We start from the raw sequence: 15,594 nt of genomic DNA on the forward strand, positions 1-15,594 counted from the left end.
TGCGCCGGTGGCGATGGAAGAAGGCCTGCGCTTCGCGATACGTGAAGGTGGTCGTACCGTCGGCGCCGGTGTGGTCGCGAAAATCGTCGAGTAAAGATAATTACCCGGTGGATGGTGCGAGAGGTTTCGTGCAAGATGCCGGGTGGATTCTAGGCCAGTAGCTCAATTGGCAGAGTGTCGGTCTCCAAAACCGAAGGTTGGGGGTTCGAGGCCCTCCTGGCCTGCCACTATAACGGGAGCGTGACCATCTCACAGATGTTGGTGAGTCTCACAAGGTTCATATGACCGACAAAATCAAGTTGCTGGCTGCCGTGCTGATGGTTATCGCAGGCATTGCCGGCTTTTATTATTTATCTGACAGTCCGGCGGTAGTTCGTCTTGGCGCCATTTTGGTTGGATTTGCGCTGGCAATTGCGATTTTCTGGTTTACTCAAGCGGGGCGGCAATTCTTTGCGTTCAGCCAGGAATCGATAGTCGAGGCGCGCAAGGTGGTCTGGCCGACACGAAAAGAGACGATTCAGACTACGGGCATTGTATTTGTATTTGTTGTGGTGATGGCGTTGTTCCTCTGGGTGGTAGACGCGGGGCTATTGTGGGCAGTGAAATTACTGATGGGGCAGAGCGACACATGAGTATGCGCTGGTATGTAGTGCACGCCTATTCCGGATTTGAGAAAAGCGTTCAGCGCAGTCTCAAGGAGCGCATCGAACGCGCTGGAATGCAGGACAAATTTGGCGAGATTCTGGTGCCGGTGGAAGAGGTCATCGAGATGAAGGCTGGTCAGAAGTCCATTTCCGAGCGCAAGTTTTTCCCGGGCTATGTCCTGGTGCAGATGGAAATGAATGACGAGACCTGGCATCTCATCAAGAATACGCCCAAGGTTACCGGATTTGTGGGTGGTTCAGCGATGAAGCCCACACCCATTACCGAAAAGGAAGTGGAAGCGATCCTGCACCAGATACAGGAAGGTGTGGAGAAACCGCGTCCCAAAGTGCTATTCGAGGTGGGTGAGGCGGTGCGTGTTACCGAAGGCCCATTCAATGACTTTCATGGCAATGTGGAAGATGTCAATTACGACAAAAGCAAGTTGCGTGTGTCGGTGCTGATCTTTGGCCGCGCTACGCCGGTAGAACTGGATTTCAGTCAGGTGGAAAAAGCCTGAGGTTTTGAGTAATGGCGGTATGTGCTGCCAGGTTTTTTGTGTAACGGGGAGGGTGCGAACAGTCGTTTGTTATCCGCTAATACCCATTTTTAGGAGTATGCCAAGTGGCAAAAAAAATCGTTGGCTACGTCAAGCTGCAAGTCCCCGCAGGTAAAGCAAACCCCAGTCCGCCCATCGGCCCGGCGCTGGGTCAGCGCGGTTTGAACATCATGGAATTCTGCAAGGCATTCAATGCCCAGACTCAGGGTATGGAGCCAGGCTTGCCGATTCCTGTGGTGATTACTGCCTTTGCGGACAAGAGCTTCACTTTCGTGATGAAGACCCCGCCCGCCACCATCCTGATCAAAAAGGCTGCAGGCATACAAAAGGGTAGCCCAAAGCCGCATACGGATAAAGTGGGCAAGCTGACGCGCGCCCAGGCAGAGGATATTGCCAAGGCAAAAATGCCGGATCTGACTGCAGCTGATATGGATGCTGCAGTGCGAATTATTGCAGGTAGCGCCCGCAGCATGGGTATTGAAGTGGAGGGCGTATAAATGGCCAAGCTGTCCAAACGCCAACAGGCAATCCAGTCAAAAATTGACCGTACCAAAACTTACCCGGTAAACGACGCCCTGGGTCTGGTAAAAGAAACCGCCACAGCCAAATTTGACGAATCCGTCGACGTGGCCATCAACCTGGGTGTGGATGCGCGTAAATCCGACCAATTGGTCCGTGGCTCCGTGGTGTTGCCCCGTGGTACCGGTAAAACGGTGCGTGTTGCAGTGTTTGCCCAGGGCGAAGCTGCCAAGGCTGCATTGGAAGCGGGTGCTGACATCGTTGGTTTCGATGATCTGGCTGCCGAGATCAAGGCTGGCCGCATGGATTTTGATGTGGTGATTGCCAGTCCCGACGCCATGCGAGTGGTGGGCCAGCTCGGCCAGGTGCTGGGGCCGCGCGGTTTGATGCCTAACCCGAAAGTCGGCACCGTGACCCCCGATGTTGCAGGCGCGGTGAAAAATGCGCGTGCGGGTCAGGTGCAATACCGTACCGATAAGGGCGGCATTGTGCAATGCACCATCGGACGTGCCTCGTTCGAAGTGGAAGCGCTGCGTGAAAATCTGGCAGCACTTGTGGATGCGCTGTCGAAAGCGCGTCCTGCCAATGCCAAGGGTGTGTACATGAAGAAAATTTCTGTATCCAGCACCATGGGTGTTGGCGTACGGATAGATCACGCCAGTCTGGCGGCGCAATAATTGTTAACAGCCTGGGGCGCGATCAGCGTCTCGGGCAGAACTTTGGGCTGTTGGTACGAAAGTGCCGGCAGGTTGTCAAAGACCGTTGGGGTTGTGGTGTAAACGACAGGAGTTTTTTTGTCGAATGTACCCGATTTAATTTTCAGGATGGTTGTGTTAAGTCCTGATCCCAACGCAGATGGCGTGCCCCGAAACAGGAAAAGCTTGGTAGTTGTTTCTCCTGATGAAAGGTCGCCGACTCTCGGCTTTATTGGGGTTTCTCCCCCGATAACGGCCGGTGTTTATTGAAGGAGGTAAGACCTTGAGTCTGAATCTAGAGGAAAAGAAGGCAGTTGTAGCCGAGCTGGGTGCCGAACTGGCAAATGCCCAGACAGTGGTCGTGGCTGAATACCGGGGCATTGGTGTTGTGGGCATGACAGCTTTGCGTGCCAAGGCACGGGCTAACGGTGTTTACCTGCGCGTATTGAAAAATACCCTGGCACGCCGTGCGGTTGCTGGAACGCCCTTTGCCGGCTTGACCGACCATCTGGTCGGTCCGTTGGCATACGGGATTTCCAAAGACCCGGTAGCCGCTGCAAAAGTGCTTTCGGATTTTGCCAAAGCTAACGACAAGATCGTTGTCAAGGCGGGTGCGATGGCCAATTACGTGATGTCTGCCAAAGATGTCTCGAATCTGGCCAACATGCCAAGCCGCGACGAGTTGCTGGCGAAACTGATGGGCACCATGCAGGCGCCGATTACCCAGTTTGTGCGTACGCTCAACGAGGTTCCGACCAAGTTTGTGCGTGGGCTGGCTGCGGTACGCGACAAGCAAACGGCTTGAGTTATTGGCGGCGCATTATGGCGCCGTATTGAACCAATTTAAAACTTTTCAATCAGGAGAAATATTATGGCTTTATCTAAAGCTGACATTCTGGATGCCATCGCTGGCATGACTGTGCTTGATCTGTCCGAACTGATCAAGGAAATGGAAGAGAAATTTGGCGTGTCCGCTGCCGCTGCTGCGGTGGCTGTTGCTGCTGCGCCTGCCGCTGCCGCTGCCACTGAAGAAAAAACCGAGTTTGATGTGATTCTGACCGGCGCTGGCGAAAACAAAGTGAACACCATTAAAGTGGTGCGCACCATTACCGGCCTGGGTCTGAAAGAAGCTAAAGATCTGGTTGACGGCGCTCCCAAGGCTGTTAAAGAAGGCGTTTCCAAGGCAGAAGCCGAGGCCGTCCAGAAGCAGTTGGTGGAAGCTGGCGCGACTTGCGAAGTCAAGTAATTACGCACCAGGCAACACAATTTCTGTCATTGGCTGGGTATTCCCGGTCAATGCAGAATGCACAAGACAGAGGTTCAACATCAAGGCAGATTAGTCGTGTGTTGTCTTTTGTCTTTTGTTTTCTGCGCAGGGCCCTCTAGGAGAATCCATGAGTTACTCATTCACCGAGAAAAAACGCATCCGGAAAAGTTTCGCGAAGCGCGCAAGCATCCTCCAGGTGCCTTTTTTGCTGGCCACCCAAATTGATTCCTTCAGAGCTTTTCTGCAAGCCGATGTCAAGGCTGACAGTAGAGCCAATGAGGGTTTGCAGGCCGCATTCACTTCTATTTTCCCCATTTCCAGTCATTCCGGTAACGCCAAGCTTGATTTTGTCAGCTATGTGCTGGGCGAGCCGCCATTCGACATGGTGGAATGCCAGCAGCGCGGTTTGACTTACGCCGCGCCGTTGCGGGCCAAAGTGCGCCTGACCATCATGGATCGCGAGGCGTCCAAGCCGACAGTGAAAGAAGTCAAGGAACAGGAAGTGTACATGGGCGAGATTCCGCTCATGACGCCTACCGGCTCATTCATTATCAACGGCACCGATCGCGTGATTGTGTCGCAGTTGCACCGTTCGCCGGGCGTATTTTTTGAGCATGACCGTGGCAAGACGCATAGCTCCGGAAAGCTACTGTTCTCGGCACGGATAATTCCGTATCGCGGCTCCTGGCTGGATTACGAATTTGATGCCAAGGATTACCTGTATTTCCGTATTGACCGCCGTCGCAAGATGCCCGTGACCACGCTGCTCAAAGCGCTGGGTTACAACAACGAGCAGATTCTGGCGGAATTCTTTACCACTGATACCTTTCACTTTGCCAAGAAGGGCGTGCAGTTCGAACTGGTGCCGGATCGCCTGCGCGGCGAGATTGCACGCTTCGACATTGTGGACAAGAAGAATGCGGTGATTGTCCCCAAAGACAAGCGCATTACCGTCAAGCATATTCGCATGATGCAAGAAGCCGGCCTGACCAAAATCGCGGTGCCGGAAGAGTATGTGCTCGGGCGTGTGCTGTCGGTTAATGTGGTGGATAAGGACAGCGGCGAAATTATTGCCAATGCCAACGACGAAATCACCGAGGAGTTACTCGAAAAGTTGCATGCGGCAGGCATCGCCAAGATTAACACCATCTATACCAATGACCTGGACCAGGGCGCCTATATTTCCGGCACGCTGCGTACCGATGAGACCCCAGACCAGTACGCGGCGAGAGTCGCTATCTACCGCATGATGCGTCCAGGCGAGCCGCCTACCGAAGATGCGGTGGAAGCGCTGTTCAAAGGTTTGTTCTTCAATGAAGACCGCTATGACCTGTCTGCTGTCGGACGGATGAAGTTCAACCGTCGTGTTGGTCGCGACGAATTGGAAGGCGCCGGGATTCTGAGCACCGAAGATATTGTCGCTGTGATCAAGATACTGGTGGAATTGCGTAACGGGCGTGGCGAGATCGACGATATCGATCACCTCGGCAACCGGCGTGTGCGTAGTGTCGGCGAGTTGGCTGAGAACCAGTTCCGCGCCGGCCTGGTGCGTGTCGAGCGTGCAGTGAAAGAGCGACTGTCGCAAGCGGAATCGGAAAACCTGATGCCGCATGATCTGATCAATGCCAAGCCGGTATCGGCAGCCGTGAAAGAGTTCTTCGGTTCCAGTCAGTTGTCCCAGTTTATGGACCAGACCAATCCGTTGTCAGAGATTACTCACAAGCGCCGTGTTTCTGCGCTGGGCCCTGGCGGATTGACGCGTGAGCGTGCCGGCTTCGAAGTGCGCGACGTGCATCCGACCCACTATGGCCGCGTTTGCCCGATTGAAACCCCGGAGGGTCCGAACATCGGACTGATCAATTCCTTGGCGTTGTTTGCGCGGACCAATAAATACGGCTTTCTCGAAACACCTTATCGCAAGGTGGAAAACAGCAAGGTAACCGATCAGATCGAGTATCTGTCTGCCATCGAGGAAAGCAAGTACGTCATTGCCCAGGCCAACGCGGAACTGGACAAGAACGGCAAATTCACCAGCGAAATCGTGTCGTGCCGGCACAAGAATGAATTCGAACTGGCCAGTCCGGATCGTATCCAGTATATGGACGTGGCGCCGTCACAGATCGTTTCTGTGGCTGCTTCGCTGATTCCATTCCTCGAGCATGACGACGCCAACCGTGCATTGATGGGCTCGAACATGCAGCGCCAGGCGGTACCCTGCCTGCGTGCCGAAAAATCGCTGGTCGGGACGGGTATCGAACGTACTGCTGCAGTGGACTCTGGCACGACCGTACAAGCTCGACGCGGCGGTGTAGTGGATTACGTGGACGCCGGCCGCATCGTGGTGCGCGTCAGCGACGAAGAAGCTACCGCCGGTGAGGTGGGTGTGGATATCTACACCCTCATCAAATACATGCGTTCCAATCAGAACACTAACATTAACCAGCGTCCGCTGGTTAAGGTGGGCGATATCCTTGCGCGTGGCGATGTCATTGCCGATGGCGCATCGACCGATATGGGCGAATTGGCACTGGGGCAAAACCTGCTGGTTGCATTCATGCCGTGGAACGGCTTCAACTTTGAAGATTCGATCCTGATTTCAGAGCGCGTGGTGGCGGAAGATCGCTATACCTCCATCCATATTGAAGAGTTGACTGTCGTTGCGCGCGATACCAAGTTGGGACCGGAAGAAATAACCCGCGACATTTCCAATCTGTCTGAGCGCATGCTCGGGCGTCTGGACGAATCCGGTATTTGCTACATCGGTGCCGAAGTGGAAGCGGGCGACGTGCTGGCAGGCAAGGTCACGCCGAAGGGTGAAACCCAGCTCACGCCGGAAGAAAAGTTGCTGCGCGCCATTTTTGGTGAAAAAGCCTCCGACGTTAAAGACACTTCGCTGCGCGTACCGTCTGGTATGGCGGGTACGGTGATCGACGTGCAGGTCTTCACGCGCGAAGGTATCGAACGCGATGCCCGTGCCAAGCAGATCATCGAGAGTCAATTGTCCGAATATAAAAAGGACATGGCTGACCGTATGCGCATCGTCGAAGAAGACGCATTCGCCCGCTTGCAGCGGCTGCTGAAAAATAAAGTTGTCAAAGGCGGTCCTAAAAAACTGGCCAAGGACAGCAAGATTACCCAGGAATATCTGGATAGCCTGAATCGTTATGACTGGTTCGATATTCGCCTGGCTGACGATGAAGCCAGCCGTCAGATGGAATCGCTCAAGGACAGTCTGGATCAAAAACGTATCGAGTTTGATGCGATGTTTGAAGAGAAGAAGAAAAAGCTCACCGCTGGTGACGAATTGCCGCCTGGTGTGCAAAAGATGGTGAAAGTGTACGTGGCAGTCAAACGCCGCTTGCAACCCGGCGATAAGATGGCCGGCCGTCACGGTAACAAGGGCGTGGTCTCCAAAATCGTTCCTATCGAGGACATGCCGTTCATGGCGGACGGTACGCCGATGGATATCGTGCTGAACCCGCTGGGCGTTCCTTCGCGTATGAACGTCGGACAGATTCTGGAAACCCATCTGGGCTGGGCCGCCAAAGGGCTCGGCAAAAAGATTGACAATATGTTGCAGGCACAGAAAAAAGTGGCTGACGTGCGCAAGTTTCTCACCAAGATCTACAACGCCACAGGCAAGTCGGAAGATCTCGCCAGCTTTAGCGATGAAGAAATCATCGAACTGGCGCGTAACCTGCGCGGTGGCGTGCCCTTTGCCACACCGGTTTTCGACGGTGCCAACGAGGCCGAGATCAAGGACATGCTGGAACTGGCGGACCTGCCGCGTAGCGGTCAGATCACGCTGTGTGATGGCCGCACCGGTGAGGCGTTTGACCGGCCGGTGACGGTTGGTTACATGCATGTGCTTAAACTGCATCACCTGGTGGATGACAAGATGCACGCGCGTTCAACCGGACCTTACAGTCTGGTGACTCAGCAGCCATTGGGCGGTAAGGCGCAGTTCGGTGGTCAGCGCTTTGGCGAGATGGAGGTGTGGGCGCTGGAAGCCTATGGTGCCGCCTATGTGCTGCAGGAAATGCTCACGGTGAAATCCGACGACGTGACCGGGCGTACCAAGGTATATGAGAACATCGTCAAGGGTGAGCACAAGATTGAAGCGGGTATGCCGGAATCCTTCAACGTGTTGGTGAAAGAGATCCGTTCCCTGGCAATCGATATTGATTTGGAGCGTTACTGACGGCGGATAGTTTGTTCGCCGGTTGATGCCGGCGTTAATTCGCTGTAAGCCACTAAGCTCTGGAGGAAACTATGAAAGCACTGCTCGATTTATTCAAACAGGTTACTCAGGAAGAAGAATTTGACGCGATCAAAATCGGTCTTGCGTCGCCTGATAAAATCCGTTCCTGGTCGTATGGTGAAGTTAAAAAGCCCGAGACCATTAACTACCGCACCTTCAAGCCCGAGCGCGATGGTTTGTTCTGCGCCAAAATCTTCGGCCCGGTAAAAGATTACGAATGTTTGTGCGGCAAATACAAGCGCCTCAAGCACCGCGGTGTGATTTGCGAGAAGTGCGGCGTAGAAGTTACCTTGTCCAAGGTGCGTCGCGAGCGCATGGCGCACATCGAACTGGCTAGCCCTGTGGCGCATATCTGGTTCCTTAAATCCCTGCCGTCGCGTCTGGGTATGGTGCTGGATATGACCCTGCGCGACATCGAGCGCGTGCTGTATTTTGAAGCTTACGTGGTGACCGATCCCGGCATGACGCCGCTCAACCGTGCGCAGTTGCTGACCGAAGATGATTATCTCGCCAAGGTCGAAGAGTACGGTGACGAGTTCAAGGCCTACATGGGCGCGGAAGGTATTCGTGACCTGCTCAAGAGTATCGATATCTACACCGAGGCAGAAACGCTGCGCAACGATCTGGCCAAGACTGGCTCGGACACCAAGATCAAGAAGCTGTCCAAGCGCCTCAAGGTGATCGAGGCGTTCCAGAAATCCGGTATCAAACCAGAGTGGATGGTGCTGGAAGTGCTGCCAGTACTGCCCCCCGAGCTGCGCCCGCTGGTGCCGCTGGATGGTGGCCGTTTCGCCACCTCCGACCTGAACGATCTGTATCGTCGCGTGATTAACCGTAACAACCGCCTGAAGCGCCTGCTCGAACTCAAGGCGCCTGAAATCATCGTGCGCAACGAAAAACGCATGCTGCAGGAAGCGGTGGATTCGTTGATGGACAACGGTCGTCGCGGCAAGGCCATGACCGGCGCCAACAAGCGCCCGCTGAAATCGCTCGCCGACATGATTAAAGGCAAGGGTGGCCGATTCCGCCAGAACCTGTTGGGAAAACGCGTCGACTATTCGGGCCGTTCGGTCATCGTGGTGGGCCCGCAACTCCGCTTGCACCAATGCGGTCTGCCCAAGAAAATGGCGCTGGAGTTATTCAAACCGTTCATTTTCCACAAGCTGGAAGTGATGGGACTGGCGACCACCATCAAGGCAGCAAAACGTATGGTGGAAACCGAGGAACCAGTGGTATGGGACATCCTCGAAGACGTCATTCGCGAGCACCCGGTGATGTTGAACCGTGCGCCGACCTTGCACCGTCTGGGTATCCAGGCGTTTGAGCCGACGCTGATCGAAGGCAAGGCGATCCAGCTGCATCCACTGGTGTGTGCGGCGTTTAACGCCGACTTCGACGGCGACCAGATGGCTGTGCACGTACCGCTGTCGCTGGAAGCGCAGATGGAGTGCCGCACTTTGATGCTGGCCTCCAATAACGTGCTGTCACCTGCCAACGGCGAGCCGATTATCGTGCCGTCGCAGGATATTGTGCTGGGCTTGTACTACATGACCCGCGAGCGCGTGAATGCACGTGGCGAGGGCATGATGTTTGCCGACGTCGATGAAGTGTCGCGTGCTTACGAGTCGCGCCAGGTGGAACTGAACGCCAAGGTGATGGTGCGTATCAAGGAAGCGTATTACGACGAGCAGGGTGAACGTGCGGAAAAAATCACCCGCTACGAAACGACCGTGGGCCGTTCGCTGCTATCCGAAATTCTGCCGATTGGACTGTCGTTTACCCACGTCAACAAGATTCTCAAGAAGAAAGAAATTTCCAAGCTCATCAACGCCAGCTTCCGTCGTTGCGGCTTGCGCCAGACGGTGATTTTTGCCGACAAGCTGATGTATACAGGCTTTACATACGCTACGCGCGGTGGCATGTCGATTTGCGTGGATGACATGCTGGTGCCGACGCAGAAACAGGACATCATCAGCGCTTCCGAAAAAGAAGTGCAGGAAATCGAGGCGCAATATACCTCTGGTCTGGTGACCCAGGGCGAGCGCTATAACAAGGTTGTGGACATCTGGGGCCGTGCCGGTGATCAGGTGGCCAAGGCCATGATGACGCAACTGGGCAGCGAACCCGTGACCACGCGCGACGGAGTGGAAACCACCCAGGAATCATTCAACGCCATTTACATGATGGCCGACTCCGGTGCACGCGGTTCGGCTGCGCAGATTCGCCAGTTGGCTGGCATGCGCGGTTTGATGGCGAAACCGGACGGATCGATTATCGAGACGCCGATTACTGCGAACTTCCGCGAAGGCCTCAACGTACTGCAGTACTTCATCTCGACACACGGCGCGCGCAAGGGTTTGGCCGATACGGCATTGAAGACAGCCAACTCGGGCTACCTGACGCGTCGTCTGGTGGACGTGACTCAGGATCTGGTGGTGATCGAAGACGATTGCGGTACCCGTGAAGGTCTGGTGCTGAAAGCGCTGGTGGAAGGTGGCGAAGTCATTGAGCCGTTGCGTGAGCGTGTACTGGGCCGCGTCACCGCGCTGGATGTGATTCACCCGGAAACCGGCGAGACAGTGATTGATGTTGGCACCCTGCTGGATGAAGATGCCGTTGAGCGTATCGAGGCGCTGGGTGTCGACGAGGTGAAGGTGCGTACTGCGCTCACCTGCGATACACGCTATGGCCTGTGCGCCAAGTGCTATGGTCGTGACCTGGGTCGTGGTCATCTGGTGAATGTGGGTGAGGCTGTGGGCGTCATCGCTGCGCAGTCCATCGGCGAGCCGGGCACGCAGCTCACCATGCGTACTTTCCACATCGGTGGCGCCGCCTCGCGTGCTGCTGTAGCCAGTCAGCTGGAATGCAAATCGGCCGGTGTGGTGAATTACAGCCCGGCGATGCGTTATGTGACGAGTGCCAAAGGCGAAATGATTGCGATTGCGCGTAGTGGCGAGATCATCATCATGGGCGACAATGGCCGCGAACGTGAGCGTCACAAGGTGCCATACGGTGCGGTCCTCAGCGTCAAGGATGGTGTCAAAGCCAAGGCTGGTCAGATATTGGCCACATGGGATCCGCATACCCGCCCCATCATTACTGAATATGCTGGCCGTGTGCGTTTCGAAAACGTTGAAGAAGGCTCTACGGTTGCCAAGCAGATTGATGATGTGACTGGTTTGTCCGCGCTGGTGGTGATTGATCCGAAGCGTCGGGTTGGTGCGGCAGTAAAAGGTCTGCGTCCGCAGGTCAAGCTGCTTGATGCTAAAGGTAACGAAGTGAAAATGAGTGGCACCGAAACGCCGGTCAATATCACTTTTCAGATCAGCTCCATCATTACCGTGAAAGATGGTCAGGATGTTGGTGTCGGTGAAGTGCTGGCGCGTATTCCGCAGGAAACTTCGAAAACTCGCGATATTACCGGTGGTCTGCCGCGTGTGGCAGAGTTGTTCGAGGCGCGTTCGCCCAAGGATGCCGGCGTGTTGGCAGCAGTCACCGGTACCGTTTCATTTGGTAAAGATACCAAGGGCAAACAACGCCTGGTCATTACGGACTTCGACGGCGTAGCCCATGAGTATCTGATTTCGAAAGAAAAACACGTCACCGCGCACGATGGCCAGGTTGTGAATAAGGGCGAGATGATTGTGGACGGACCGGTTGATCCGCATGACATTCTGGCTTTGAAAGGCGTCGAAGCCCTGTCGCGTTACATCACTGACGAAGTTCAGGATGTATACCGCTTGCAGGGTGTGAAAATCAACGATAAGCACATTGAGGTCATCGTTCGCCAAATGTTGCGTCGCGTGAATGTGGCCGATGCAGGCGATACCCGCTTTATCCAGGGTGAACAGGTGGAGCGCGCGGAGTTGCTGGCTGAAAACGAACGCGTACTGGCAGATGGCAAGCAGCCGGCCACTTTCACCTACGTGCTGCTGGGTATTACCAAGGCGTCGCTGTCTACAGATTCGTTTATCTCTGCAGCATCGTTCCAGGAAACCACACGGGTGCTGACCGAAGCCGCAATTATGGGCAAGAAAGACGATCTGCGCGGCCTCAAAGAGAACGTTATTGTGGGTCGCCTGATCCCAGCTGGTACGGGTCTGGCTTATCACAATACGCGGCGTCGTCAGAAGCTGGGCGAGGATATGGGTGCGGGAGCGGACTTTGCCGAAGGAGAGGATAGCGCTGCCGGAAGCGAGCAGGTGGCTTGACAGTTGGGGCGTTAGCCCCTAAAATCCACCCTCTTTTTTACCGGTCTGTAAATTTTGCTCAGCCGGACAGCTTTGACGGGACGGCGTTATGCCGTCCCCGTTGTTTAAAGCGGCCAAAATTCTGGCCGAAAGCGGAACAACCATACTTGGGAAACGAAATAGCATGCCAACAATCAATCAATTAGTGCGCAAACCCCGCGTCGCCAAGCGCGTTAAAAGCAAGGTGCCTGCACTCGAGGCTTGTCCACAAAAACGCGGCGTATGTACCCGTGTGTATACCACCACTCCAAAAAAACCTAACTCGGCGCTACGTAAAGTCGCCCGTGTTCGTCTCACTAACGGTTTCGAGGTCAGCAGCTATATTGGTGGTGAAGGCCACAATCTGCAGGAACACTCGGTAGTGTTGATTCGCGGTGGTCGTGTCAAGGATTTGCCTGGTGTGCGTTACCACACTGTGCGCGGCAGTCTGGATACGGCTGGTGTTAAAGATCGTAAACAGAGCCGTTCTAAATACGGCGCCAAGCGTCCCAAGAAGGCCTAAGGCGTTTGCGTTTTTGGTGTTGGGTTGCGAGAGCGCGACGCGCGCCACAAGGCTCAGCACTGAAAATTTAGTATTCAACATTGAGGTAAATCATGCCAAGACGTAGAGAAGTTCCCAAGCGCGACATATTGCCGGATCCAAAATTTGCCAGCCAGGATGTGGCCAAATTTGTTAACGTTTTGATGTCAAGCGGTAAGAAGTCGGTTGCCGAACGAATTATTTACGGCGCATTTGCACAAATCAGCCAAAAAAGCGGTAAAGATCCGCTGGAAATATTTACGCTTGCGCTGTCCAATATTCGTCCGGTGGTTGAGGTTAAAAGCCGCCGCGTGGGCGGTGCAAACTATCAGGTGCCGGTTGAAGTGCGTCCGGCACGTCGTTCTGCACTGGCAATGCGCTGGTTGAAAGAAGCAGCCCGCAAACGCGGCGAAAAATCCATGGGATTCAGGCTGGCGGGCGAATTGCTGGATGCTGCTGAAGGCCGTGGCGGCGCAATGAAGAAGCGTGATGAAGTGCACCGTATGGCAGAAGCCAACAAGGCTTTCTCGCATTTCCGCTTCTAAGATTAATGGCCGGGCGCAATGGCGCCGGCACTAACTGGGTAGTAATAAAGTGGCTCGCAAAACTCCTCTAGAACGTTACCGTAATATCGGCATCAGCGCGCATATTGACGCTGGAAAAACCACGACTACAGAGCGCATCCTGTATTACACCGGTGTTTCACACAAGATCGGCGAAGTGCATGACGGTGCTGCGACCATGGACTGGATGGAGCAGGAGCAGGAACGCGGAATTACGATTACTTCGGCAGCGACGACATGCTTCTGGAAGGGCATGGAGAACAACTACCCGGAGCACCACATCAATATTATCGATACACCGGGACACGTCGACTTCACCATTGAAGTCGAGCGTTCGATGCGTGTACTGGATGGTGCGTGCATGGTTTATTGCGCGGTGGGTGGTGTGCAGCCTCAATCTGAAACCGTTTGGCGCCAAGCAAATAAATATGGTGTACCGCGTTTGGCGTTCGTCAACAAGATGGATCGCACCGGTGCCAATTTCCTCAAGGTTTATGAGCAGATGCGTTTGCGTTTGAAGGCGAACGTGGTGCCTATTCAATTGCCAATCGGCGCTGAGGAGAAGTTCGAAGGTGTTGTTGACCTGGTCAAAATGAAGGCCATTTACTGGGATGACTCAACCCAGGGCATGAAATTTGATGAGCGCGAAATCCCGGCTCACATGCTGGCTGAGTGTGAATCCTGGCGTGAAAAAATGGTTGAGGCTGCGGCAGAGGCCTCCGAAGAGTTGATGAACAAGTACCTGGAAGAAGGTGACTTGAGTGCTGCTGAAATCAAGAGTGCGTTACGCATCCGTACCATAGCCAGCGAAATCATGCCAATGCTGTGCGGTTCTGCATTCAAAAACAAAGGCGTGCAGGCCATGCTGGATGCGGTAATCGATTACCTGCCTTCGCCGCTGGATATTCCTCCGGTCAAAGGCGAGTTGGAAAATGGCGAGCAGGGTGAGCGCAAAGTGTCGGATGACGAGCCGTTTTCGGCCCTGGCATTCAAGATCATGACTGACCCGTTTGTGGGTCAGCTAATTTTCTTCCGGGTCTACTCCGGCACCATGAAATCCGGAGATACGATTTACAACCCCATCAAGGGTAAAAAAGAGCGCATTGGTCGCATTCTGCAGATGCACGCCAACCAGCGTGCGGAAATCAAGGAAGTGCATGCCGGCGACATCGCGGCCGCAGTGGGGCTGAAAGAGGCAACCACGGGTGATACCTTGTGTGATCTGAACAAGACCATCATTCTGGAGCGCATGATATTTCCGGAACCAGTGATTCACGTTGCGGTTGAGCCAAAGACCAAGGCGGACCAGGAAAAAATGGGTATGGCCCTGAACCGTCTGGCGCAGGAAGATCCGTCCTTCCGCGTGCGCACTGACGAAGAATCGGGCCAGACCATTATTTCCGGTATGGGCGAGTTGCACCTGGAAATTCTGGTAGATCGCATGCGTCGCGAATTCGGCGTTGAGGCCAACGTGGGTGCGCCGCAGGTGGCGTATCGTGAGGCCATCAGAAAGCCGGTTGAAGTTGAAGGGAAATTCGTCAAGCAGTCGGGTGGTAAAGGTCAATACGGCCATGTCTGGCTCAAGCTGGAGCCAAACGAAACTGGCAAAGGCTTTGAGTTTGTCGACGCAATCAAGGGAGGTACTGTGCCACGCGAATTTATCCCCGCAGTAGAAAAGGGCTTGCGCGAAACCTTACCGAATGGCGTGCTTGCCGGCTTCCCGGTGGTTGACGTCAAAGTGACGTTGTTCGACGGTTCCTACCATGATGTGGACTCCAACGAAAATGCGTTCAAGATGGCTGCTTCGATGGGTTTCAAGGATGGCATGCGCAAGGCCAGTCCGGTGTTGCTTGAGCCCATGATGGCGGTTGAGGTGGAAACGCCGGAAGACTACATGGGTGACGTGATGGGTGATTTGTCATCGCGCCGCGGCATGATCCAGGGTATGGAAGACTTGCCGAGCGGGAAAGCCATCAAGGCGGAAGTGCCGCTGGCAGAAATGTTCGGCTACTCGACCACGCTGCGCTCAATGAGTCAGGGACGTGCGACCTATAGCATGGAATTCAAGCATTACTCAGAGGCGCCTAAAAACGTCGCTGAAGCAATTATCAACAAGAAATAACGTCTGATTTAAAGGATAGATATCATGGCAAAAGGCAAGTTTGAGCGTACCAAGCCGCACGTCAACGTAGGCACGATTGGTCACGTTGACCACGGCAAGACCACCCTGACGGCGGCGATCAGCACCATCCTGTCGAAGAAATTTGGTGGTGAAGCCAAGAACTACGCAGACATTGACTCGGCTCCGGAAGAAAAAG

13 protein-coding genes and 1 tRNA gene are annotated in these 15,594 nt (G+C 54.5%); all 14 read left to right on the top strand.

What is annotated here, in order from left to right; all coding sequences use genetic code 11:
• On the top strand, window positions 1-94 hold a 94-nt coding region (locus EI185_RS12320; protein ID WP_502697137.1), incomplete at its 5' end, for an EF-Tu C-terminal domain-related protein.
• Between the two features lie 57 nt (window positions 95-151).
• Window positions 152-227, top strand: a tRNA-Trp gene (locus tag EI185_RS12325).
• Between the two features lie 54 nt (window positions 228-281).
• On the top strand, window positions 282-632 hold the full coding sequence (gene secE, locus EI185_RS12330; protein WP_124705456.1) for a preprotein translocase subunit SecE: 351 nt from the start codon (window positions 282-284) through the stop codon (window positions 630-632).
• Window positions 629-1,162, top strand: coding sequence for a transcription termination/antitermination protein NusG (gene nusG / locus EI185_RS12335; RefSeq protein ID WP_124705457.1), 534 nt, complete (start codon window positions 629-631; stop codon window positions 1,160-1,162). The genes secE and nusG overlap by 4 nt, the downstream gene beginning before the upstream one ends.
• A 104-nt stretch (window positions 1,163-1,266) precedes the next feature.
• Window positions 1,267-1,698 (top strand): 50S ribosomal protein L11, encoded by a 432-nt coding sequence (rplK, locus tag EI185_RS12340; RefSeq protein WP_124705458.1) that lies wholly within the window; start codon window positions 1,267-1,269, stop codon window positions 1,696-1,698.
• Window positions 1,699-2,397 (top strand): 50S ribosomal protein L1, encoded by a 699-nt coding sequence (rplA, locus tag EI185_RS12345; protein WP_124705459.1) that lies wholly within the window; start codon window positions 1,699-1,701, stop codon window positions 2,395-2,397. It begins immediately after the preceding gene.
• Between the two features lie 301 nt (window positions 2,398-2,698).
• On the top strand, window positions 2,699-3,220 hold the full coding sequence (gene rplJ / locus EI185_RS12350; protein WP_124705460.1) for a 50S ribosomal protein L10: 522 nt from the start codon (window positions 2,699-2,701) through the stop codon (window positions 3,218-3,220).
• A gap of 66 nt (window positions 3,221-3,286) precedes the next feature.
• Window positions 3,287-3,661, top strand: coding sequence for a 50S ribosomal protein L7/L12 (gene rplL, locus EI185_RS12355; RefSeq protein WP_124705461.1), 375 nt, complete (start codon window positions 3,287-3,289; stop codon window positions 3,659-3,661).
• Between the two features lie 148 nt (window positions 3,662-3,809).
• Window positions 3,810-7,883 carry a DNA-directed RNA polymerase subunit beta gene (gene rpoB, locus EI185_RS12360; protein WP_124705462.1) on the top strand — a complete coding sequence of 1,358 codons (4,074 nt, stop codon included), beginning with the start codon at window positions 3,810-3,812 and terminating at the stop codon, window positions 7,881-7,883.
• 71 nt (window positions 7,884-7,954) lie between these two features.
• Window positions 7,955-12,154 (top strand): DNA-directed RNA polymerase subunit beta', encoded by a 4,200-nt coding sequence (gene rpoC, locus EI185_RS12365; RefSeq protein WP_124705463.1) that lies wholly within the window; start codon window positions 7,955-7,957, stop codon window positions 12,152-12,154.
• A 163-nt stretch (window positions 12,155-12,317) separates the two neighbouring features.
• On the top strand, window positions 12,318-12,695 hold the full coding sequence (rpsL, locus tag EI185_RS12370; RefSeq protein ID WP_124705464.1) for a 30S ribosomal protein S12: 378 nt from the start codon (window positions 12,318-12,320) through the stop codon (window positions 12,693-12,695).
• A 92-nt stretch (window positions 12,696-12,787) separates the two neighbouring features.
• Complete coding sequence (rpsG, locus tag EI185_RS12375; protein ID WP_124705465.1) at window positions 12,788-13,258, top strand: 30S ribosomal protein S7; 471 nt, start codon at window positions 12,788-12,790, stop codon at window positions 13,256-13,258.
• Window positions 13,259-13,307: 49 nt separating this feature from the next.
• Complete coding sequence (gene fusA / locus EI185_RS12380) at window positions 13,308-15,398, top strand: elongation factor G (protein WP_124705466.1); 2,091 nt, start codon at window positions 13,308-13,310, stop codon at window positions 15,396-15,398.
• A gap of 24 nt (window positions 15,399-15,422) precedes the next feature.
• On the top strand, window positions 15,423-15,594 hold a 172-nt coding region (locus EI185_RS12385; protein WP_262982396.1), incomplete at its 3' end, for a GTP-binding protein.

The organism is Sulfuriferula multivorans (assembly GCF_003851125.1).
In the GTDB taxonomy this organism is placed as follows: Bacteria; Pseudomonadota; Gammaproteobacteria; order Burkholderiales; family Sulfuriferulaceae; genus Sulfuriferula; species Sulfuriferula multivorans.